Source organism: Brucella pseudintermedia (assembly GCF_008932435.1).
GTDB classification, from domain to species: Bacteria; Pseudomonadota; Alphaproteobacteria; order Rhizobiales; family Rhizobiaceae; genus Brucella; species Brucella pseudintermedia.
On sequence record NZ_WBWE01000014.1, the window covers coordinates 117350 to 139387 of the forward strand.

Consider the following 22038-nt stretch of genomic DNA (forward strand, 5'->3'; position numbering starts at 1 on the left):
GTGTTGCCCTGATTGTTGCGGCTTATGCCTGATAAGCCGCCAGTTCGTGCTGGCTCAACAGGGCTATCTTCAGTTTCTCCATTGCACGGCTTTCGATCTGCCGCACCCGTTCCTTGGAGATGCCGAGCTTTTCACCCAGCGCTTCCAGCGTCACGCCATCATCATCGAGACGGCGCTCGCGGATAATATGCAATTCACGCTCGTTCAGCGTGTCGAGCGCCACGTTGAGCCACTGGTTACGGCGTTCCATATCGATGGAGCTTTCCGCGATTTCATCCTGCAAGGGATGATCGTCGACCAGAAAATCCATGCGGCGCGACGCACCCGACTCCTCGTTGTTTACGGGGGCGGAAAGCGAACTGTCCGGCCCCGACAACCGACTGTCCATGATCTCGACATCGCTCGCTGACACGCCAAGCTGATCGGAAATTTCCCGATAAATCTCCGCCTTGCTCATGGTGTCGTCCGATTGGGCGAGTTTTGAACGAAGACGCCGCAGGTTGAAGAACAGTGCCTTCTGCGCCGAACTTGTGCCGCCCCGCACAATCGACCAGTTGCGCAGGATATAATCCTGCATGGATGCGCGAATCCACCAGGATGCATAGGTGGAGAAACGCACTTCCCGTTCGGGGTCGAAACGCGCTGCAGCCTCCAGAAGGCCGACATAGCCCTCCTGAATGAGATCGCTCATCGGCAGTTTGAACTTGCGGAAGCGTCCCGCCATCGAGATAACCAGCCGCATATGCGCGGAAGTGATGCGATGGAGGGCTTCCTGATCCTTCAGCTCCCTCCAGCGAATGGCGAGATCGCGTTCCTCTTCGCGCTCCAGATAAGGAGCTGACATCGCGCTGCGGATCATGGATTGGGAAGAGGCTGCTGTCGCCGGGAGGCTGCGCGCAACCATAGGCATACGATTGGCTGGAACTGCGGAAGAACTGCTCATGGATGACTGCTTCATCTGGTTCTCCTGTTCTGAACTCACGCCCCGTCGGGCGTTCAGTGGAAGGATATGCCAGTCCCTCAAAGACTCCTTGGACGGCTAGCAAAACCGCCCAAAACTCCCCGCCAGGCCCATTCTTTGGCCAACATGATTACGCCGCAAAACAAACCCGTTTACGAACTGGTGTCTGGGAGAACGCACCAGCTGCGTTCAGGTTCCCTCCCGATCAGGATAAATCTTTGAGAATGCAGGACGATGACTGAAAGGGTTAACGACCGATTGCAAAACTCAATAAAACTTTAACCAAAGAATACCGCCGTTTCCTGCACGAAGGACGGCGCAGATCCGGCCTTTGCCGATGAACGGCAAATAAAAAGCCCGGCTGGAGCCGGGCCTTTTAGAAAGAAAAAGAAAGCGAAGCTTACGCGGCTTCAACTTCATCGTCGTCGAGATCGGCCTCAGCATCGGCCTTGCCGCGCTTCGGACCCTTGGCGAGATTGGCTTCGATCAAACGAACCGCTTCGGTTTCCGAGAGCTTGTTCACGGCTGCGATTTCGCGCGCCATGCGATCAAGCGCGGCTTCGTAAAGCTGGCGTTCCGAATAGGACTGTTCCGGCTGGTTTTCAGCGCGGAAAAGATCGCGAACGACTTCCGAGATCGAGATCAGATCGCCGGAATTGATCTTTGCATCATATTCCTGCGCGCGGCGCGACCACATTGTGCGCTTCACACGTGCGCGGCCCTGAACAACCTTCAATGCACGTTCAACATAATCGGTCTCCGACAGCTTGCGCATACCGATGGAAGCGGCTTTGGCAACCGGCACCTTCAGGCGCATCTTGTCTTTTTCGAAATCGATCACGAAGAGCTCGAGCTTGTGACCTGCCACTTCCTGCTCTTCGATCGTCACGATCTGGCCAACGCCATGAGCCGGATATACGATGGCCTCACCGGCCTTGAAACCGCCACGCGCTACTGGAGACTTTTTCTGCTGGGATGACATACGCTTCATTACTCCCTGTTGTGCCCGGCGCGCCCCGCCGGTTGACACATGATGTTCGACCGCGCTCCGGAGAAATGAAGCACGGACGTTGCTTGTCGGTTTGCAACTGAAAACGTGTCTGACGACAAATCTAACCGACCGGGTGTACGGTGAGGAGGACGACGCCATCGCAATCATCTTCCCCGGTGCCATTCAGCCCGGTACTAAAGATCAGCCCTTTCAGAGATTAACGCATAGCGCCACGACTTGACGTCCAGTCACCGAAATTATCGTGACAAGCTAACACAATTTCGCGCAAGAATCAACAAATTGCCAGATATGCTGTATCCGGCAACGCAACACACCTAAAAGATGGGCGTTTTCCCGTGATTTCATTCGTCTTTTGCCGGTGCGTCACAGAAAATGCAAGTGATAAATCCTGCTTTTCCGTAATGCCGTTCATCCTGTCAGTGTTGACAGGATGAACCGTGGTGTTCCGCAGGTGCGAAACCTTCTAAAACAACGAGATACTTATAAAGTACCATACTGCTCGCAGGAGCCTGAAAGCACGGACCTGCTATACCGTGCCGGTATTAGTCGCCGCTACCCGGCTCGGCAGAGAAATACTTCTCCAGCTTGCCGGCCACGCCATCCATTTCCTTGGCTTCGGGAAGGGCATCCTTCTTCGCGGTAATATTGGGCCATTTTGCCGCATATTCCGTATTCAGTTCCAACCACTTGTCGAGGCCCGGCTCGGTGTCGGGGCTGATCGCCTCGGCAGGGCATTCCGGTTCACATACGCCGCAGTCGATGCACTCGTCGGGATTGATGACGAGCATGTTTTCGCCTTCGTAGAAACAATCGACCGGGCAGACCTCGACGCAGTCCGTATATTTGCAGCGAATGCAATTATCGGTCACGACATACGTCATCGTCGAACTCCTGTTGCCGCCCGAATTTTTGAACAGGCAGCTTATCTATCCTACAGCTTTGCGCCGATATTCCGACAAGCCGACAATCAGCCCGGGGCCCTGGAATATCTCGCCACGAAGTCACCGTGCACGGAAATGGTTGCGGGTATCAGCCCATGCCCTTTTATGACAATGCGTGAGGTAACGATTTTATCCCGCCGTGACAAGGGTACAAACGCCGCAATATCACGAAGTCACCCATGCCTGAAACGGCATTTCGTTTAGCGGCTTCGGCTTGGAAAACGCTTTCGCCGGAACGGCCCGGCGAGCAATTTCCATCACTACCGCAAGGCGCCTGCGGCAACGCGTCCATCTCAGTTTCCGCGCAAACGATCCGTTTCGCGGCGGTCTTTCTTGGTTGGCCTTCCCGCGCCGCTCTCGCGCTGCGGCGTTGCGGACTCGACAGCCGCCGCAGAAACTGGCGGCGGGGAAAGATCTTCATAAAGAAGTTGGGCCTCGGGTGCCGGACCCCGCCGCTCTCCCGGAGCCAGTATCTTGTAGACGAGGATGCGCCGGTCCAGCGTAATGGTCAGTACGTCGCCGACCTTTACCTGATACGCAGCCTGTTCGATCTTGTCGCGATTGACCCGGACCTTGCCGCCGACGGCGAGTTTCGCCGCCAGCGATCTTGATTTGACCACGCGCGCAAAAAACAGCCACTTGTCAATGCGCTGTCTTCCGCCTTGTTCGCCGGTCATCTTACTTCTTCATCTGCTCCTTAAGGGCCAGAAGCTTGGCGAAAGGTGAGTCGGGATCGATGCGTGCAGGACGCTCCTGCTCGACACGCTTGCCGCCCTGATGACTATGATCGCGCTTCTGCTGACGCGGATTGCCGCCGCGGAAGTCGCCTTTGCCACCTTCGCGCTTATCCTCGCCGTCATGCCGCTTTTGCTTGTCAAAGCGCTTGCCGCCGCGATCATTGCGGGCCTGCTGCTCCGCACCGTCGGACTTGCGGGCCTCGCCACCCTGATCGCGGTTCTGATGACCGCGATTCTGGTTTCCGCGATTTTGGCGCTGACGGTTCTGGTCCTGATTGCGGTTGCGGCCCTCGAAGCGGCCCTGACGCCAGAGAAGAACAGGCTTTGGCTCTTCGGCCGCGGCTTCTGCTGTTTCAACGGCCGGTGCCGCTTCCGCTGCCGCTGGAGCCGCTTCGTCCACCTTGGCTTCGGCCTCCGCCTCGGCAACGACCACCGGTGCGGGCACGGGTTCAGCCGCTGGAACGGCGGGCTTTTCGGCTTCTGCAACCGGAGAAACGCCAGCTTCCTTGGCGGCGGCTTCAGCCGCGAAAGCGTCGAGCTCGGCGAGCTTCGCCGTCACCGCAGCAGCTTCCATCGCCTCGTGGCGATAACCGAGGCTGCGCAGGATTTCCTCCATGTCCTCGGTCGTCGCACCGAGAATGGACATCATGGCAGGCGTAACGATAAAGCGTCCACCGTCATAAGCGCCATCCGGGCGCGCACCGGAACCCGGACGCCAGGCGAGCGCCGGGCGAATGAGATCGGCAAGACGTTCCAGAATGTCGATGCGCACGGCGCGGCGGCCCAGCACGCGATAGCCTGCCAGACGATAGAACATCGGATCGAAAGCCGGATCGACCACGACCGAAGTGCGGCCAGCGGCCAGCACATTCACGACATCGCCGTAGCCGGCGCGTTCGCGGCCATCGTTCTTGAGCGCCCACAGCAGCGTAATGAGGCCAGCCGGAGCGGGCTTCAGCAGCATGGGCATGAAGACATGATAGGCACCGAAACGCACACCCAGACGGCGAAGCGCCGCGCGCGAATCCTGATCGAGGCCGCGCACTTCCTCCGCCACGTCGCGACGCGGAAGAATGCCCAGATTCTCGACGATCTGGAATGCGAGACCGCGCGTCATGCCGGTCAGGGCATCGGCAGCAGCCAGATCGGTCAGCGGCTTCAAAACGGTTTCGATATGATGCGCGACAAAACGGTCGATGCGTGCGGCAACCTTGTCGCGCGCGGCTCCCGTAAGCTGTTCGTCGGCCAGGATCACCGCGCGCGGCTTCAGCAGGTCATCGCCCGCAACCAGCGTTGCGACCGTTGCACCAACCCAGCGCATGACGCCATCCGAGCCCAGCGCGAAATCGCCGTTCGGCGCAGCAGCAAAGCGCTCCGCGCGGCGTTCGAACTCGGCGGCCAGCGCCTTTTGTGCAGCCGACTTCACCGCCTTGGCGTCCGGCCCTTCGGCCTGAACGTCAGCGGTAAAACGGAATCCTTCCAGTTGCCCGACATTGTGGCCTTCGACAATCACGTCTCCGGCCGGGCTGATTTCTGCTTCAAGCATGGCATTCTCTCTCAGGCGCCTCATAAGCACGCTTGTCCTGCGGTCTACAAAGCGTTTCGTCAACCTTTCATGCAGCGCGTCGGACAATCTGTCCTCAATTTCGCGCGTCTTTTCCTGCCAGTGTGTCGGATCGGCAAGCCATCCCGGCCTGTGCGACACGAAAGTCCAGGTGCGGATTTGCGCCACGCGATGCGACAGGGTGTCGATTTCCCCCTCTGTGCTGTCGGCGCGGCGCACCTGTTCGCTCATATAATCTTCATCGACGCTCCCTCGGCGGACAAGATCCTGATAGATGGTTGCAATGATATCGGCATGCTGCGCCGGCGCGATCTTGCGATAATCGGGCAGCGCGCAGGCGTCCCACAAAAGCTCGATCCGCGCCGGCGTCGTCGCAAGCCGCACAATCTCTTCGTCTTTCGACAAATTTTCAAGCGCTTGTTGATCGACAGCCGGCAAAGCCTTGGCCAGCCCCTCGACCGGCGCAGGTGTTTCCAGAGAATACCGCAGGGAATCGAGCGACGAAAAGTCGAAACGCGCCGTGCGCCATTGCAAAACTTTCACCGGATCGAAATTATGCGCTTCTACCCGTTCGACCAGTTCTTCATCGAATGGATGCACCTGCCCGGTTACGCCGAATGTGCCATCGCGCAGATGCCGGCCTGCGCGTCCGGCAATCTGCCCCACTTCGGCTGGCGTCAGATCGCGGAACTGATAGCCATCGAACTTGCGGTTCTGCGCAAAAGCGACATGGTCGACATCAAGATTGAGCCCCATCCCAACAGCATCGGTCGCCACCAGAAAATCGACATCGCCCGACTGGTAAAGCTCGACCTGCGCATTACGCGTGCGCGGGCTGAGCGCGCCCATGACTACTGCCGCCCCACCGCGCTGACGGCGGATCAGTTCGGCAATCGCATAAACCTCATCGGCGGAAAAGGCGACGATGGCGGAACGGTTCGGTAGCCGGGTGATCTTCTTGGAGCCGGCATAGGCCAGATGCGACAGGCGCGGCCGCGTCACCACATTGATGCCGCGCAGCAGCTTCTCCAGAATGCCGCGCATGGTTGCGGCACCGAGCAGCAGCGTCTCCTGCCGCCCGCGCAGGTGCAGGATGCGGTCGGTGAAAATATGGCCGCGCTCAAGATCGCCAGCCAGTTGCACTTCATCGATGGCCACGAAAGCTACGTCCGTGCGGCGCGGCATGGCCTCGACCGTGCAGACGGAATAGCGCGCGCCTGGCGGCACGATCTTTTCCTCGCCCGTCACCAGCGCAACATTGGCCGCGCCGACCCGTTCCACGACGCGGTTATAGACCTCGCGCGCCAAAAGGCGCAGCGGCAGGCCGATCATGCCGCTTCCATGAGACAGCATGCGTTCGATGGCCAGATGCGTTTTGCCGGTATTGGTCGGTCCAAGCACGGCAGTCACATCGCGGCCACTCAGGGTCAGCGGCAAATCATGGGCAGGGAGTTGGTTCATGCCAATAATCGGATTCCCGGTACAAGCGCCCTTTACGGGCTGGATGCTGGTTCTGCGATAGCACTATACGACCTGCACCGAAAGCGCTCCTGTTAAGTTTAAGTATGGGCCAATTGCCGATATGTCGACGACCGATGTGAAGCCGATCAATAACTTGTCGATTAACAATTGGAACGACTCTGGAACGAATCGGCGACGAATCGCTGACTCCGCGAGCTTCGCCATTTGTTCACGGCAACATATAGTAAGCCTAACACAAACGCCCACAACATGATGAATCAAATGTTCCGCTTGTCCGTGTTCTCCTGACGCGAAACACCATGGTTGTTAACCTTTGGCAAAACCTGTCAACAGACGTTGCGAAAGGCTAAGCGATGTTTCAGAAAATCTTAATGATTACTGATACTTCCTTAATGCCAAAAGGGGCGGAAACAGGATTTCCGTTAACCTTCAGGCCAAAGCCGGAACGAATCGGCGACGAATCGCTGATCCGAAAAGTTTCTCCATTTGTTCTCACCACATCTTGTGGGCAGCAATCAAGGCACACCATAGAAAATCGATGTTGAATGGACTTCGACGCCTGTTTCAACGGTTTTGCGTTAACTTTTCCGGCAACGCCACCCCATCCAGCGCATCCGATTTCAATCCCCTCATTGCGGAAACAAAAAGGCGGACGGAGCTATTTCTCCGCCCGCCCCCTTTCAATGAAGAAAAAGTCAGTCGCGTTCGACGCACAGGGCAACGCCCATACCGCCGCCGATGCAAAGTGTTGCCAAACCGCGCTTCGCATCACGGCGCTGCATTTCGTAAAGCAGCGTCGTCAGCACGCGCGCTCCAGAGGCGCCGATCGGATGCCCGATGGCGATTGCTCCGCCATTGACGTTGACGATCTCCGGATTGAGCCCGAGATCGCGCACGACGGCGCATGACTGCGCCGCAAAGGCCTCGTTGGCTTCGACCAGGTCGAGATCGCCAACGCTCCAGCCTGCCTTTTCGAGCGCCTTTTTGGTAGCCGGGATGGGACCTGTTCCCATGATCGCCGGATCGACACCGGCTGTAGCCCAGGAAACAATGCGGCCGAGCGGCTTCACGCCGCGTTTTGCGGCTTCATCCGCATCCATTAGCACAACCGCGGCCGCGCCGTCATTGATGCCGGATGCATTGCCGGCAGTAACGGTTCCTTCCTTGTCGAAGGCCGGTTTCAGCTTGGCCAGAGCCTCCATCGTAGTGCCCGGACGAATATATTCATCCGCCGAGACAATCACGTCGCCCTTGCGGCCTTTCACGGTCACCGGAACGATTTCATCCTCGAACCTTCCGGCGCTCTGTGCGGCTTCCGCCTTCTGCTGCGAGGCCAGCGCGAATTCATCCTGATCGGCGCGGGTCAATTGCCACTGACGGGCGATATTCTCGGCGGTGATCCCCATGTGATAGCCATTAAAGGCGTCTGTCAGGCCGTCTTTCAGCATGGTGTCGATCATCTTGAAGTCGCCCATCTTCACGCCCGAGCGCAAATGCGCGCAATGTGGGGCCATGGACATGGATTCCTGACCGCCAGCCACCACGATTTTTGCATCGCCGGAAAGGATTTGCTGCATGCCGAGCGCAACCGCGCGCAAGCCGGAGCCGCACAGCTGGTTGATGGAAAACGCCGTCGTCTCCTTCGGGCAACCGGCATCCATCGCCGCCTGCCGCGCAGGATTCTGTCCTTCTCCTGCCGTCAGCACCTGTCCAAGAATAACCTCGTCCACATCCGTCGCGTTCACACCGGCGCGTTCCAGCGCGCCCTTGATGGCCGTGGCGCCCAACTCATGCGCCGGGACATTCGCGAACGCACCGTTGAAAGCGCCCACCGCGGTGCGGGCTGCGCTGGCGATGACGATGGCTTTCGGTTCGGACATTCTTTCCTCCTTAAAATGTTCCGCACCACAAAGACCAAATTTCGGGCCTTGGCAAGCTTTGCCGTGCGGCGACAGCCGTCTTCATGAAATTTGATAAAGTGTTTTTCCTGTGACGAGAGTCATTGGAGTGTGCATCGCGGGTCGCGACAGCCTAAATTACGTTGAGCCACATATAGGAGATATCCATGCCTTCGCTGACCCTCGAACGAGCCAATACGATCATCGCCGGTGCCTTTGCCAAGGCAGACGAACTGAAACTGAAGCCGCTTGCTGTTTGCGTTCTCGATGCCGGCGGCCACGTGAAGGCCTTCCAGCGTCAGGACGGAGCGTCCATGCTCCGCTTTGAAATCGGCTCGGGCAAGGCCTATGGCGCGCTCGCCGTCGGCACCGGCTCGCGCTGGCTGAACAATCAGGCGAAGGAACGTCCCCATTTTCTGGAAGGTCTTTCCGGCGTCTCGGGCGGCAAGATCGTGCCGGTGCCAGGCGGCGTTCTGATCAAGGACGCAGGCGGCGAAATCCTCGGTGCGGTGGGTATTTCGGGCGACACATCGGACAATGACGAAATCGCAGCCATCGCCGGTATTGAAGGCGCTGGCTTCAATACCGACGCGGGCTGAACATTCCAGAGAAATGTGAAACGGTTTTGCGTTTGGAAATGCCGAAAAAGCAAATAGTTAGAGCGGTTCCGTTAAAATCGTAGCCGCTCTAACGTAGATTTTTTCTGGCAAAATACGCCACAGCCCCGGGAAGGGCACGTTCCGTGCTGCCCACCTGGTATGGCGTGTCGGACATTTTCCCAAATTGATCTTCGTTATAGGTTGTATTGCCAGCCACGTTGACGAACGTAATTCCAGATCTTACAGACAAGCCGCCATTCGAGATAATAATCTTGATAATATCGTTCATAACAAAATCCATTTCTAAAATTAATTAAGGAACATTTTCGCACTTTGTGTCGATAGTATGCCTTTCAAATTTTTTTGAATTTTAGGAAATCTACTTGATTATTTTGAAGTAAGCTAAATTAGAAAGATATTTAAAACGCAAATATACTTTCGAGCGGATTGAAACCGCTTTTTTGCTTGTTCTTTCGCGCATCTTGAGGCCGAAAACCGATGCTCACTTTACGGGATGCACTCCAAATAAAAACGCCGCTCCCGAACAAACGGGAACGGCGTTTTGAAAACCATCTTTCGGCTGCTATGCAGCGTCAGACTTATTCCTTGGCTTCGAGGACCTGACGGCCGCGATACATACCGCTCTTCAGATCGATATGATGCGGACGACGAAGTTCGCCCGAGTTCTTGTCCTCGACATAGGTCGGGGCCTTGAGAGCGTCAGCCGAACGGCGCATGCCGCGCTTCGACGGAGACGTTTTTCGTTTTGGTACTGCCATGGATTCAGCTCCACTGATCGGTCAATAAACGTCCGGCACGGCCCCGAAGAGCCTGTCACATCGGACAAAATTCCGGAAAGTCACGTGCCTATACACGCTCTCACCGCGTTTGACCAGCGGGAGTCTTATCTTTTTTTCGTATCATCGATTTATTGTACGCAAATCACATAGGGCCCCGACCGCGCCGCGCGTCCGGCCACGATCCGGGCAATGCGCTGCATGTTGCGTGTCGGCTTGGCGGGATTGCGCAATGCCGGGTTCGGCAGGGTAACAGCGAGCAATGCCGATTGCTGGGCGTTGAGTTTTGCCGCCGGGCGCTTGAAATAATGCTGGGCAGCGGCCTCGATCCCGTAAATGCCCGGCCCCCACTCGGCAATATTGAGATAAATCTCCATTATGCGCTTTTTGGACAGAAGCCCGTCGGCGGCCAGCGCCAGCGGAAATTCAAGCCCCTTGCGGACATAGGAGCGTCCGTTCCAGAGGAAGAGGTTCTTCATCGTCTGCATGGTTATGGTGGAGGCCCCGCGGCTCGGGCCGCCGTCGCCCGCATCGTCCAGAACCAGCCCAAGCTGATGCCAGTCTACCCCGCCATGGCTGCAGAACTGGCCGTCCTCGGCCATCATCACCGAATTGACCAGAACCGGCGCGACATCATCGATACTGACCCATTGGCGATCGACATCCTGCAGCAGAACATAATCCTTCACCATCAGGGTCGAGATCGGGCGGACGAAAGGCAAGGAATAGACCAGAAGCAGAAAAATCGGCAGCACGGCCAGAACCACCAGAATCTTGAGCGCAAGAGCAATCCGGGCACCCCAAACAGGATCTGCCAGATAATTGCGACCATCTTTGCTCTTGATGATGATTTTTGCCACTGTCACTGCCTGCTGCCTTCCCCCAAGCGACATAAACCATTCCTTAATAAGTTTGAACCGGATTCCATAATCCGGGCAGGGAAACAAGTCGGAACGCGCCGTTTCGTGACGTTCAAATGAAAAAGCCTGTGCTGATCGCTGTGGCCGGTTGACCAAACCGGCGCTTTCGTCCATCCCCTTTGCCATGGAAAAGCTGCCGACCGATTTCACCGCCGTTCTCAACCTTCGCGCCATGGAAGTGGAAATGGCACTGACGGGCCTTCTGGACCAGCGCCTCAGGACGGGAGAAATTGCCCGCCCGGAAAGGCTGCTCGCCGCCATGCGCCACGGTGTCCTGAACGGCGGCAAGCGTCTCCGGCCTTTTCTGGTTGTCGAAAGTGCCGCCCTCTTTGGCAAGGCTGGCGATGCCGTTCTGCGGGTTGCCGCTGCACTTGAATGCATTCACTGCTATTCGCTTGTCCATGACGACCTGCCCGCGATGGACGACGACGATTTGCGGCGCGGCCAGCCGACCGTACACAAGGCATTCGACGAAGCAGCCGCCATCCTGGCTGGCGACAGCCTGCTGACCTACGCTTTCGACATAATCTCGTCGGATGAAACCGACCTCGATGCAACAACCCGCGTGCAGCTTGTATCCGCGCTGGCGCGCGCCTCTGGTCTCGGCGGCATGGCAGGCGGACAGGCTCTCGATCTGATGGCCGAAACCAGCAAGCCCGACGAGGCCGGTATTATCACGCTTCAGGCCATGAAGACCGGCGCGCTGATCCGTTTTGCCTGCGAGGCGGGAGCCATCATCGCCAGCGCATCCACCGAAGATCGCGAGCGCATGGCCGAATTCGGTTCGGCCATCGGCCTTGCCTTCCAGCTGGCGGATGATCTTCTGGACGTGACCGCCGACACTGAGGCGATGGGCAAGGCCACCGGCAAGGATGCCGCCGCCGGAAAAGCCACGCTGGTTTCACTTCACGGCATCGACTGGACCCGCAAGCGGCTTTCGGGACTGGTTGCCCAGGCGGAAAGCCTGCTGGCGCCATTCGGCAAGGACGCCGATATTCTCAAGCAGGCCGCCCGCTTTATCGCCGAACGGCAGAACTGAAATTCACAGATCGTCCTCACGCACCTTAATGAGGACCACATCATCCGCAGAAAGCACGCGCCCGTCTTGAGCGCGGACATCAAGCGCGGCCACATCCTCGCCTGAAACGCTGTCGACGAGGCGTGAATGCGTTTCGCCGGGCGCAAAGAGATGCTTTTCACCCCATTGGCGAAGTGACACGATGACAGGCAGGAGATCGCGCCCTTTTGCCGTCAACCGATATTCCTGATGCGCGCCGCCCTTGGGATCCGGTACAGCTTCCATGATGCCCTCCCCCGTCAGCTTGCGCAGGCGGTCGGAAAGAATATTGCGAGCGATTCCCAGATTTTTCTGAAAGGCGCTGAAACGCGTCACACCGTCAAAGGCTTCACGGACAATCAGCAGCGACCACCAGTCGCCGATCACGTCAAGCGCGCGCGCACTGGGGCAATAATCGCCTTTCATGCTTTTTTTCCGAACCATATTCGCTCCATCGATTGCAACATGGTTGCAATATAAAACCTTTTCCACTACAAACAAAATGGTTTCATTTTGAAACCATTTTAGGAGCTCATCATGCAAACCTCAACCGACGCGGCAGCAAGGCTGTCCGCGAACCCTGATGCACGCCCTGCGCTTTCTTCAGCTACTCTTCTTTTGTTTGCAGCGGCAAGCGGGCTGGCGGTAGCCAATGTCTATTTCGCTCACCCGCTTCTCGATGTGATGGCCGACGACCTCGGCCTCAAGCGATCAACCGCGGGCCTTATCGTCGCCGCCAGCCAGATCGGTTATGCACTCGGCCTGATTTTCCTCGTTCCGCTCGGCGACCTGTTCAATCGGCGCAAGCTCATCATCACGCATTTCCTTCTGTCGGTCCTGTCACTGATCGCAATCGGCCTTGCGGCCAATGCCACCGTACTTCTGGTCGCCATGGCTTTCATGGGGCTGCTCGCCGTCGTCACGCAGGCGCTCGTCGCCTATGCGGCCAGCCTTGCCGAACCTGGGCGGCGCGGCCATGTGGTCGGCATCGTCACCAGCGGCATCGTGCTCGGCATATTGCTGGCGCGCGCCATAGCTGGCGCCCTCACCGACATTGGCGGCTGGCGTATCGTCTATTTCGTTTCCGCCATTCTAACGCTTTCAATCGCGCTGCTGCTCTGGCGCTCCCTCCCCGACCAGAAGCGCCAACCCGCCAGCGTCCGCTATCCGGCACTTATTCTGTCGCTCGTGTCATTGTTTCGTTCCGAGCCGGTGCTGCGCATTCGCGCCATCATCGCCATGCTGATCTTTGCCAATATAACCACCTTGCTCGCACCACTGGTCATGCCGCTCAGCGCACCGCCTTTTGAGCTGAGCCACGCCCAGATCGGCCTTTTCGGGCTGGCAGGTGCAGCAGGAGCACTGGCCGCATCGCGGGCAGGCAGCGTTGCCGACCGTGGCCATGCGCAGCGCATGACAGGCTTTGCCCTGCTCCTGATGTTTATCTCGTGGGGATTGATAGCCCTGCTTGGGCACTCGCTGCTCTGGTTAATCGCAGGTGTGCTGGTAATCGACTTCGGCCTTCAGGCCGTCCACGTCACCAACCAGGCGATGATCTACCGCGTCCGACCAGACGCGCAGAACAGGCTTACCGCCGCCTATATGGTTTTCTATTCCATCGGCAGCGCAAGCGGTTCAGCAGTTTCAACATGGGTCTACGCTCATGCAGGCTGGAACGGCGTCTGCCTGCTCGGCGCAGGCATCAGCCTTGTCACGCTCGTCTTCTGGGCAGCGACACTGAAAGCAACGCCAGAAGCTGCCACGCGTGCAGTAAGCTGCTCGGCTTGGAGCATTCCGGTTAAAACGGAGTCGCCGGAACCGGTCTAACATTTTGTTTTTATCGTATTATCCAACGCAGCGAAGCGGGATCAGAAATCAGTCCAGTAGACTGATTTCCCCGCGTAGGCGCTTCGCACTTTTGCTGGAAATGCTCTAGTTCTGACCGGAGGCAACCTTCTGCTCAAGCCCGAAGCGGTTCTCGATGTAATCGGCAACCATTTTCTGGAATTCTTCGGCAATGGCGGGACCACGCAACGTCGTGACCTTCTTGCCATCGACAAAGACCGGCGCGGACGGGGTTTCGCCCGTGCCGGGAAGCGAAATGCCGATATCGGCATGTTTCGATTCGCCCGGTCCGTTGACGATGCAGCCCATGACCGCAACCGACAGCGCTTCTACGCCCGGATATTTCTCACGCCAGACAGGCATGTTGCGGCGGATATCGTCCTGAATGGTCTGCGCCAGTTCCTGAAACACCGTCGAGGTCGTTCGTCCGCAGCCGGGGCAGGCCGCAACGATCGGAATGAACTGGCGGAAGCCCATGGTTTGCAGCAATTCCTGCGCCACCTGCACTTCGCGGGTGCGGTCGCCGCCCGGCTCCGGCGTTAGCGAAATGCGGATCGTGTCGCCAATGCCCTGCTGCAGCAGAATGCCCATCGCCGCCGACGAGGCAACAATGCCCTTGGTGCCCATGCCGGCTTCGGTAAGGCCCAGATGCAGGGCATGGTCGGAACGCTGCGCCAGCATCGTATAGACGGCAATCAGGTCCTGCACCTGACTGACCTTGGCCGACAGGATGATCTTGTCGCGCCCAAGCCCGATCTCTTCAGCAAGATTGGCTGAGATCAGCGCTGACTGCACAATGGCTTCGCGCATGACTTCCTGCGCGGAAAGCGGTGCGCCCTCAGCCTGATTGCGATCCATCAGCGTGGTCAGGAGTTCCTGATCGAGCGAACCCCAGTTCACCCCGATACGTACCGGCTTGTCATAGCGGATCGCCATCTCGACAATATCGGCGAACTGCTTGTCCTTCTTGTCCTTGAAGCCGACATTGCCCGGATTGATGCGATATTTCGCAAGCGCTTCCGCACAGGCCGGATGATCGGCCAGCAGCTTGTGGCCGATATAATGGAAATCGCCCACCAGCGGCACATTATGTCCGAGACGTTCCAGACGCTCGCGGATTTTCGGCACGGCAGCAGCCGATTCATCGCGATCCACCGTGATGCGCACAATCTCCGACCCGGCCCGATGCAAGGCCGCCACCTGCGCCACCGTGGAATCCACATCTGCCGTGTCCGTATTGGTCATCGACTGCACGACAACCGGCGCGCTGCCGCCGACCGTGACGCCACCGACATTGACGCCAACCGACTGGCGGCGAGGAAATGGATGCGAAAAATAGCTGACGGTCTCGGAAGACATTTTGCTCTGTTCTTAACTGTACCTGTTTTCAGGTGGCGCAGCGCGACGCGAATGTCAACGCCTGCAATTCTGCGGGCCTGCATTTCTCCGGGCCTGCGTATATCCGGCTTTCGCTTTATATAATCGCTTGCCGAGGCAATGTCGCCCTCTCATTATGTCGTGACCATAAGGAGGAGCTCGCCAATGAACGACACATCTGCCGGCAAGACCGCAATCATCACCGGATCGAATTCCGGGATCGGCCTCGGTATAGCCCATGCACTGGCGGCGGCGGGACACAACGTCGTGATAAACTCCTTCACCGACCGCAACGAGGACCATGCGCTTGCCGCCAGGCTGGGTGAAGAACATGGCGCGAGCGTGGCCTATATCGCCGCCGACATGTCAAAGGCGGATCAATGCCGGGAGCTGATCACAGAAACTGCAAAGCGGTTCGGCAGCGTGGACATTCTCGTCAACAATGCCGGCATCCAGCATGTATCGCCCGTGGACGAGTTTCCGCCTGAGCAATGGGACCGCATCATCGCGATCAACCTGACATCGGCCTTCCACACCTCCGCCGCCGCCATCCCGCATATGCGCAAGGCGGGCTGGGGCCGCATCATCAACATCGCTTCTGCGCATGGCCTCGTGGCCTCGCCGTTCAAATCGGCTTATGTCGCTGCCAAGCACGGCATTGTCGGCTTTACCAAGACACTGGCGCTGGAGCTCGCCACCGCGAAAATCACCGCCAATTCCATCTGCCCCGGCTATGTTCTGACCCCGCTTGTCGAGGCGCAGATACCCGACCAGATGAAAGCCTATCATATGGACCGCGAAACCGTGGTTCGCGAGGTCATGCTCGACAAACAACCGACGAAGGAATTCGTCACCACCGCCCAGATCGGGGCAGTTGCCGCCTTCCTCGCAAGTGACGCGGCAGCGCAGATCAACGGCGCCGCTATCCCTGTCGACGGCGGCTGGACGGCCGAATAGCGCATCCCGAAAAGTGGGAACCGGTTTTCGGATAAGATGCGCGGCATAAGAAAGCTTAATGCTTTTGGTCGGCGTATCGGGCCAGACTTGAGAAGGCCAGCACCACCAGCAGCAATACCGGAAGCGCCAGAAACACCACGCCGAAGCCGCTGTGCTTGGCAACAAAGCCGATCAGCGACGGCGCCACCAACATGCCGGAATAGCCAAGCGTCGTCGCGATGGACAGGCCGACGCTCGGATTGACGCCCGGCATGTTGCCGGCCATCGAGAAGGCTATCGGCACCATGTTGGAAATGCCGATCCCGCAGATCGCGAAACCGATAATCGCCATTGTGGAGCTGTTTCCAAAACCGACGATCAACATGCCGATAATGGCGATGGTCGTGCAGGCGCGCAGGGTTTTAACCGCGCCGAACCGGTCGCGAACCAGATCGCCCGCAAAACGCATGATGGCCATCGCGCCTGAAAACGCCGCGAAACCAAAGCCCGCCACTGTGACCGAAGCGCCCAGATCCTGGCGCATATGGTATGCGCCCCAGTCGAGAATTGCGCCTTCCGGCACCATGGAAAACAGCGCCATGACGCCGACAAGCCATGGCAGGGGATTGCGCGGCAGGGTCAGCTTTTGCTTTTCGCCGCCGGGATGATGGTGCTCCGTGTCCGGGATGATCGAAGGCCACGCAATGGCAATCAGGATGGCGGCGATGATGGTCGTCACCAGCGCATGAACGGTCGACCCGAATTGCGCGATGAGGAAGCCGCCGCTTGCAGCACCGATCAAGCCGCCAAGGCTCCAGAAAGCGTGGCAGGACGACATGATCGCCCGGCGCATCTTTTTCTCTACCGCCACCGCATTGGCGTTCATCGACACATCCATCGCGGCCATGGTCCCGCCGAAATAGAACATCACGATCACAGCCGTGACCACATTCGGAACCAATGCAATAACCAGCAGCGCCGGAATGAAGGCAAGCGCGAAGGCGCGTACCACAATGCCCGAACCGCGATGTGCGGATAGTGCGCCCGCGACAGGCATCATGGCCAGTGAGCCAAGGCCAAAGACAAGGATCATCAGGCCCATACCGGCGCTGTCGAGACCCAGACGGGCGGCGAATTCCGGGATTTTCGGGGCCCAGCCGCCAAAAATATAACCGTTCATCAGGAAGAGGAGCGCGACGGCGATCCGCTCTCTGGTTATGATCGGCGCACGCGTTGGCGCCGCATCTTCGCGTCCGGAAACCTGTTCCATCTATCCCTCAGTCGCGGTCTGCTGCCGCACGTAAAATCTTCATCCCCGATGCCGCATAGGGCACAAGCGCGGCTTCGTCCACATCGTATTCGACAGCCATGACGCCCACATCATTCAAGGGCACAACATCGTGAGCGGCTACCGTACCGAGCTTTTCGCTCGTAATGGCAAGCGCCACCGTCCGGCTGCGCCCGGCAACCACCCGTTTGAATTCCGCATCGTCCAGATGGAGCGCTGTCACGCCGATTTCCGCAGCAATCCCGCACGCGCCCAGAACACAAAGATCGGGCCGCAGCAATTCGGCATCGCGCAAGGCGCGCGCGCCGACGGCGGCGCTCACACGCCGGTCGATGGGCCCGCCGATCATGATCAGCTCGATCGCGGGCGAGCCCATGAGAATCACGGCGATGGACGGCGTATTGGTGACGACTGTAATGGCTTCGCCACGCTCGACCATAAGCCGCGCCAGCGCCGTATTGACCGAAGACGCATCGAGAAACACCGTCATGCCGGGTTCCACCAGCCGCGCCAATGCTGCAGCGAGCGCGGCCTTCGCCTGTGGCCGTTCGCAATCGCATTCGGCGAGCGGCGCAGGCTCCGGCACGGCCCGCAGGGCACCGCCATAGACGCGCCTGCAAAGCCCGGCCGCCGCCATCTCGCGCAGATCGCGCCGGATGGTATCCTCCGACACGCCGAAACTCTCCGCAAGTTCAGCCGCCAGCACGCGCCCCGACTGCTGCAGCAGTTCCTGAATGCGCGCCTGTCTTTCGTGAAGCAGAAGCTCTGTCGCCATCATTCCTCAACATGCATAATCATGCACAAATCGGCATAAACATGCATATCAGATTTTGCTTCCTTCGCAAGCGCAAAGAAATGCCGCGACGTATGACAGCTGCGGCATTTGCGTTTCTAAACGCTTTTAAAGCGACAGTTACGGTCTGATGGGCCGCTACGCCTCTCCCTCATCCTGAGCCTGTCGAAGGACGAGGGCAGGCGCTGTGCATTTCCCTCGCCCTTCGAGACGCTGTTCAACGGCTCCTCAGGATGAGGGAAAGGGAGACCTGTAGCGCGATCCGAAGATCGATCAGCTTCGGCTGAAGCCCATAACTATTCTGAATAAACGATCAGCAAATCCTTGGCGTCGATCTGCTCGCCCGGGCGCACCAGCACTTCCGCGATAGTGCCATCGCGTTCGGCATGAATGGCCGTTTCCATCTTCATCGCCTCGATGGAGAGCAGCACATCGCCTTGCGAAACCTTCTGGCCGCTGGCCACGGCAACCGTGGAGACGACGCCTGGCATCGGCGCACCGACCTGTTTGTCATTCCCCGTTTCCATCTTGCGGCGGACGCCGCCGGAAGCGCCCTTGGCGCGGTTCGGCACCTTGATGCGGCGCGGCTGGCCGTTCAACTCGAAGAACACCGTCACCATGCCCTTCTCGTCCGTCTCGCTCATCGCCTGATTGACGATCACCAGCGTCTTGCCGCGCTCAAGATCGACAAAGACTTCTTCTTCGGGCTTGAGACCGTAGAAATAAACTGGCGTCGGCAGCACACTTGTCGGGCCATAGGTTTCCTGCGCGGCTGCATAATCGGTGAAAACCTTCGGATACATCAGCGCCGAGGCAAATTCTTGATCGGAAATCTTGCGACCGACAGCCTGCTCGAACCCTTCACGTTCGGCATTCAGGTCGGCAGGCTCGAGAAGCGCGCCGGGGCGAACGGTAAACGGTTCTTCACCTTTCAGGATTTTCTTCTGGAGCGCCTTTGGCCAGCCTGATGGCGGCTGGCCAAGATCGCCGCGCATCATCGACACAACCGAATCCGGGAAAGCAATGTCCTTGGCCGGGTTCTCCACATCGGCAACAGTCAGATCCTGGCTGACCATCATCAGCGCCATGTCGCCGACCACCTTCGAGGACGGCGTAACCTTGACGATATCGCCGAACATGCGGTTCACATCGGCATAGGCCTGCGCCACTTCGTGCCAGCGGGTTTCAAGCCCGAGCGAACGCGCCTGTTCCTTCAGGTTTGTGAACTGGCCGCCCGGCATTTCATGCAGGTAGACTTCCGAAGCCGGTCCCTTGAGATCGCTTTCAAAGGCCGCATATTGGTTACGCACCGCCTCCCAATAAAAGGAAATGCGGCGGATGGAATCCGGGTCGAGCCCCGGATCGCGTTCGGATCCATGCAAGGCTTCCACAATGGAACCGAGGCAAGGCTGCGACGTGTTGCCAGACAGCGCATCCATAGCCGCGTCAACCACATCGACGCCCGCATCGATTGCGGCAAGCACGGTTGCCGCCGAAATGCCAGACGTGTCATGCGTGTGGAAATGGATCGGCAGGTCAGTTTCCTCGCGCAGCGCCTTGAACAGAACGCGGGCGGCGGCAGGCTTCAAAAGCCCCGCCATATCCTTCACCGCAATGATATGCGCGCCGGCCTTCTCCACCTCCTTCGCCAGATCGACATAATATTTCAGATCGTATTTTGCACGTTCCGGATTGAGGATATCGCCGGTGTAGCAGATCGCCGCTTCACAGAGCTTGTTTTCCTCCAGCACCGCATCCATCGACACGCGCATGTTTTCGACCCAGTTGAGACTGTCGAAAACGCGGAACAGATCGATGCCGCCGCGCGCGGCCTCGCGCACGAAATATTTCACGACATTGTCGGGATAGGATTTGTAACCCACCCCGTTCGCACCGCGCAGAAGCATCTGCAGAAGAAGGTTCGGCGCGCCTTCACGCACCAGCGCCAGACGCTCCCAAGGGTCTTCTGTGAGGAAGCGCATCGAGACATCGAAGGTCGCGCCACCCCAGCACTCAAGCGAGAACAGGTTCGGCAGCGCCTGTGCGTAGGAATTGGCGATGCGGGCAATATCATAGGTGCGCACGCGGGTGGCAAGCAGTGACTGATGCCCATCGCGCATGGTCGTGTCGGTAATCAGCGCACGCTTTTCATTGCGCACCCATTCAGCGAATTTCTTCGGCCCAAGCTGATCCAGACGCTGCTTGGTGCCATCGACCACCGGCTTGTCGCCGAACCACGGCACGCGCGGCTTGGCGGCATCCTTGGCGGGTTTCGCCCGACCCTTGGTCTCGGGATGGCCATTGACCGTCACGTCGGCGATATAGGTCAAAAGCTTGGTCGCGCGATCCTGCCGCTTCACCTGCTCGAACAATTCCGGCGTCGTGTCAATGAAGCGGGTCGTGTAATCATTCGACTGGAATTTCGGATGATTGATGATCGCTTCGAGGAAGGTGAGGTTCGTCGCCACGCCGCGAATGCGGAACTCGCGCAAGGCACGGTCCATGCGGCGAATGGCTTCAAGAGGCGTAGAGCCCGAAGCCGTCACCTTGACCAGCAGCGGATCGTAATAGCGGGTGATGAACGCGCCCGAATAGGCCGTCCCGCCATCGAGGCGAATGCCGAAGCCAGATGCCGAGCGATAGGCCTGAATGCGCCCGTAATCTGGAATGAAATTCTGCTCCGGGTCTTCCGTGGTGATCCGGCACTGAAGCGCATGGCCGTTAAGACGAATGTCCTCCTGGCGCGGCACGCCCGATTCCGGCGTCCCTATGGCAAAGCCTTCGAGAATATGAATCTGCGCCTTGACGATATCGATGCCTGTCACTTCTTCCGTGACGGTATGCTCCACCTGGATGCGCGGATTGACCTCGATGAAATAGAACTTGCCGGTGTCGGCATCCATCAGGAACTCGACGGTGCCTGCGCCGATATAGTCGGTGGCATGGGCGATCTTCAGGCCATAGTCTGCCAGTTCCTGCCGCTGCGCATCGCTGAGATAGGGCGCAGGCGCGCGCTCCACGACCTTCTGGTTGCGGCGCTGGATCGAGCAGTCACGCTCGAAAAGATGAACCGCATTGCCATGCCTATCGCCGAGAATCTGCACCTCAACGTGACGGGCGCGCTCGACCAGCTTTTCGAGATAGACCTCATCCTTGCCGAAAGCCGCCTTGGCCTCGCGCTTGGCTTCCGTCACCTCGCGGGCGAGATCGGCCTCGGCGCGGATCGCGCGCATACCGCGACCGCCGCCGCCCCAGCTTGCCTTCAGCATCAGCGGATAGCCGATTTCGGCGGCAAGCTTTTTCACCTCCTCCATGTCGTCGGGAAGCGGGTCGGTGGCGGGCACCACCGGCACGCCGATCTCGATGGCGAGATTGCGTGCTGCAACCTTGTTGCCGAGGCGGCGCATGGTCTCCGGCTTCGGACCGATGAAGATGATGCCGTTTTCAGCACAAGCTTCGGCAAATTCCGGGCTTTCCGACAAAAGGCCGTAGCCCGGGTGGATCGCATCGGCCCCCGAAAGCCTGGCGACGCGAATGATTTCGTCGATCGAAAGATAGCTTTCGATCGGACCGAGATCGCGGTCCAGATGCGGGCCGCGACCGACCTGATAGCTTTCATCCGCCTTGAAGCGATGCAGGGAAAGTTTGTCTTCCTCGGCCCATATTGCCACCGTTTTGAGCCCCAGCTCATTGGCGGCGCGGAATACGCGGATTGCGATTTCAGATCGGTTGGCGACCAGAATTTTCCGGATAGGCTTTTGGGCGAAAGACAAGGCAGATCTCCCTAACTGCAATGACAAAGGCGCCATTGCTTAACCTGCAATAGACACA

At 58.5% G+C, this 22038-nt stretch carries 18 protein-coding genes; 4 read left to right on the forward strand and 14 right to left on the reverse strand.

Features of this window, described 5'->3' with window-relative positions:
• Positions 1–22: 22 nt before the first annotated feature.
• The 6 genes from F9K78_RS18235 to F9K78_RS18270 all read right to left on the reverse strand — a co-directional run bounded on the left by F9K78_RS18235 (position 23) and on the right by F9K78_RS18270 (position 8577).
• Entirely contained in the window at positions 23–958 is a 936-nt protein-coding gene (locus tag F9K78_RS18235; RefSeq protein WP_121986154.1) for an RNA polymerase factor sigma-32, read from the reverse strand.
• Between the two features lie 403 nt (positions 959–1361).
• Positions 1362–1943, reverse strand: coding sequence for a CarD family transcriptional regulator (locus F9K78_RS18240; RefSeq protein WP_006471273.1), 582 nt, complete (start codon positions 1941–1943; stop codon positions 1362–1364).
• Positions 1944–2515: 572 nt separating this feature from the next.
• A complete protein-coding gene (gene fdxA / locus F9K78_RS18245; protein ID WP_006467781.1) occupies positions 2516–2854 on the reverse strand; it encodes a ferredoxin FdxA in 339 nt (112 codons plus the stop codon).
• A gap of 353 nt (positions 2855–3207) precedes the next feature.
• The gene (locus F9K78_RS18255; RefSeq protein WP_121986156.1) at positions 3208–3591 is read right to left on the reverse strand and encodes an RNA-binding S4 domain-containing protein; all 384 of its coding nucleotides are present in this window, start codon (positions 3589–3591) and stop codon (positions 3208–3210) included.
• A 1-nt stretch (position 3592) separates the two neighbouring features.
• A complete protein-coding gene (locus tag F9K78_RS18260) occupies positions 3593–6676 on the reverse strand; it encodes a helicase-related protein (RefSeq protein WP_121986157.1) in 3084 nt (1027 codons plus the stop codon).
• Positions 6677–7392: 716 nt separating this feature from the next.
• Positions 7393–8577, reverse strand: a complete 1185-nt coding sequence (locus tag F9K78_RS18270) for an acetyl-CoA C-acetyltransferase (protein WP_121983370.1) — start codon at positions 8575–8577, stop codon at positions 7393–7395.
• Between the two features lie 185 nt (positions 8578–8762).
• Here F9K78_RS18270 and F9K78_RS18275 point away from each other — a divergent pair, with 185 nt between their 5' ends.
• Positions 8763–9194, forward strand: a complete 432-nt coding sequence (locus tag F9K78_RS18275) for a GlcG/HbpS family heme-binding protein (RefSeq protein WP_121983371.1) — start codon at positions 8763–8765, stop codon at positions 9192–9194.
• A gap of 88 nt (positions 9195–9282) precedes the next feature.
• Here the strand turns inward: F9K78_RS18275 and F9K78_RS18280 are convergent, their stop codons facing one another.
• The 3 genes from F9K78_RS18280 to mtgA form a co-directional block, all read right to left on the reverse strand.
• Positions 9283–9483, reverse strand: coding sequence for a hypothetical protein (locus F9K78_RS18280; RefSeq protein WP_144897741.1), 201 nt, complete (start codon positions 9481–9483; stop codon positions 9283–9285).
• A gap of 310 nt (positions 9484–9793) precedes the next feature.
• Positions 9794–9973, reverse strand: a complete 180-nt coding sequence (rpmF, locus tag F9K78_RS18285; protein WP_006467787.1) for a 50S ribosomal protein L32 — start codon at positions 9971–9973, stop codon at positions 9794–9796.
• Between the two features lie 149 nt (positions 9974–10122).
• A complete protein-coding gene (gene mtgA / locus F9K78_RS18290; RefSeq protein WP_186443337.1) occupies positions 10123–10851 on the reverse strand; it encodes a monofunctional biosynthetic peptidoglycan transglycosylase in 729 nt (242 codons plus the stop codon).
• Between the two features lie 184 nt (positions 10852–11035).
• Here mtgA and F9K78_RS18295 point away from each other — a divergent pair, with 184 nt between their 5' ends.
• A complete protein-coding gene (locus F9K78_RS18295) occupies positions 11036–11950 on the forward strand; it encodes a polyprenyl synthetase family protein (RefSeq protein WP_151682534.1) in 915 nt (304 codons plus the stop codon).
• A 3-nt stretch (positions 11951–11953) separates the two neighbouring features.
• On the opposite strand, the gene F9K78_RS18300 is transcribed toward F9K78_RS18295, so the two are convergent.
• A complete protein-coding gene (locus tag F9K78_RS18300) occupies positions 11954–12412 on the reverse strand; it encodes a winged helix-turn-helix transcriptional regulator (RefSeq protein ID WP_122066797.1) in 459 nt (152 codons plus the stop codon).
• A gap of 93 nt (positions 12413–12505) precedes the next feature.
• On the opposite strand from F9K78_RS18300, the gene F9K78_RS18305 reads away from it, so the two are divergent.
• Positions 12506–13795 (forward strand): MFS transporter, encoded by a 1290-nt coding sequence (locus F9K78_RS18305; RefSeq protein WP_121986159.1) that lies wholly within the window; start codon positions 12506–12508, stop codon positions 13793–13795.
• A gap of 105 nt (positions 13796–13900) precedes the next feature.
• Here the strand turns inward: F9K78_RS18305 and ispG are convergent, their stop codons facing one another.
• On the reverse strand, positions 13901–15172 hold the full coding sequence (gene ispG, locus F9K78_RS18310) for a flavodoxin-dependent (E)-4-hydroxy-3-methylbut-2-enyl-diphosphate synthase (protein ID WP_121986160.1): 1272 nt from the start codon (positions 15170–15172) through the stop codon (positions 13901–13903).
• A gap of 183 nt (positions 15173–15355) precedes the next feature.
• Between ispG and F9K78_RS18315 the strand changes: the two genes are divergently transcribed.
• Positions 15356–16147, forward strand: a complete 792-nt coding sequence (locus F9K78_RS18315; protein WP_121986161.1) for a 3-hydroxybutyrate dehydrogenase — start codon at positions 15356–15358, stop codon at positions 16145–16147.
• Positions 16148–16202: 55 nt separating this feature from the next.
• Here the strand turns inward: F9K78_RS18315 and F9K78_RS18320 are convergent, their stop codons facing one another.
• The 3 genes from F9K78_RS18320 to pyc all read right to left on the reverse strand — a co-directional run bounded on the left by F9K78_RS18320 (position 16203) and on the right by pyc (position 21980).
• Entirely contained in the window at positions 16203–17396 is a 1194-nt protein-coding gene (locus tag F9K78_RS18320; protein WP_121986162.1) for an MFS transporter, read from the reverse strand.
• Positions 17397–17403: 7 nt separating this feature from the next.
• Positions 17404–18189 (reverse strand): DeoR/GlpR family DNA-binding transcription regulator, encoded by a 786-nt coding sequence (locus F9K78_RS18325; RefSeq protein WP_121986163.1) that lies wholly within the window; start codon positions 18187–18189, stop codon positions 17404–17406.
• A gap of 314 nt (positions 18190–18503) precedes the next feature.
• Entirely contained in the window at positions 18504–21980 is a 3477-nt protein-coding gene (gene pyc, locus F9K78_RS18330; protein WP_121986164.1) for a pyruvate carboxylase, read from the reverse strand.
• Between the last annotated feature and the right edge of the window lie 58 nt (positions 21981–22038).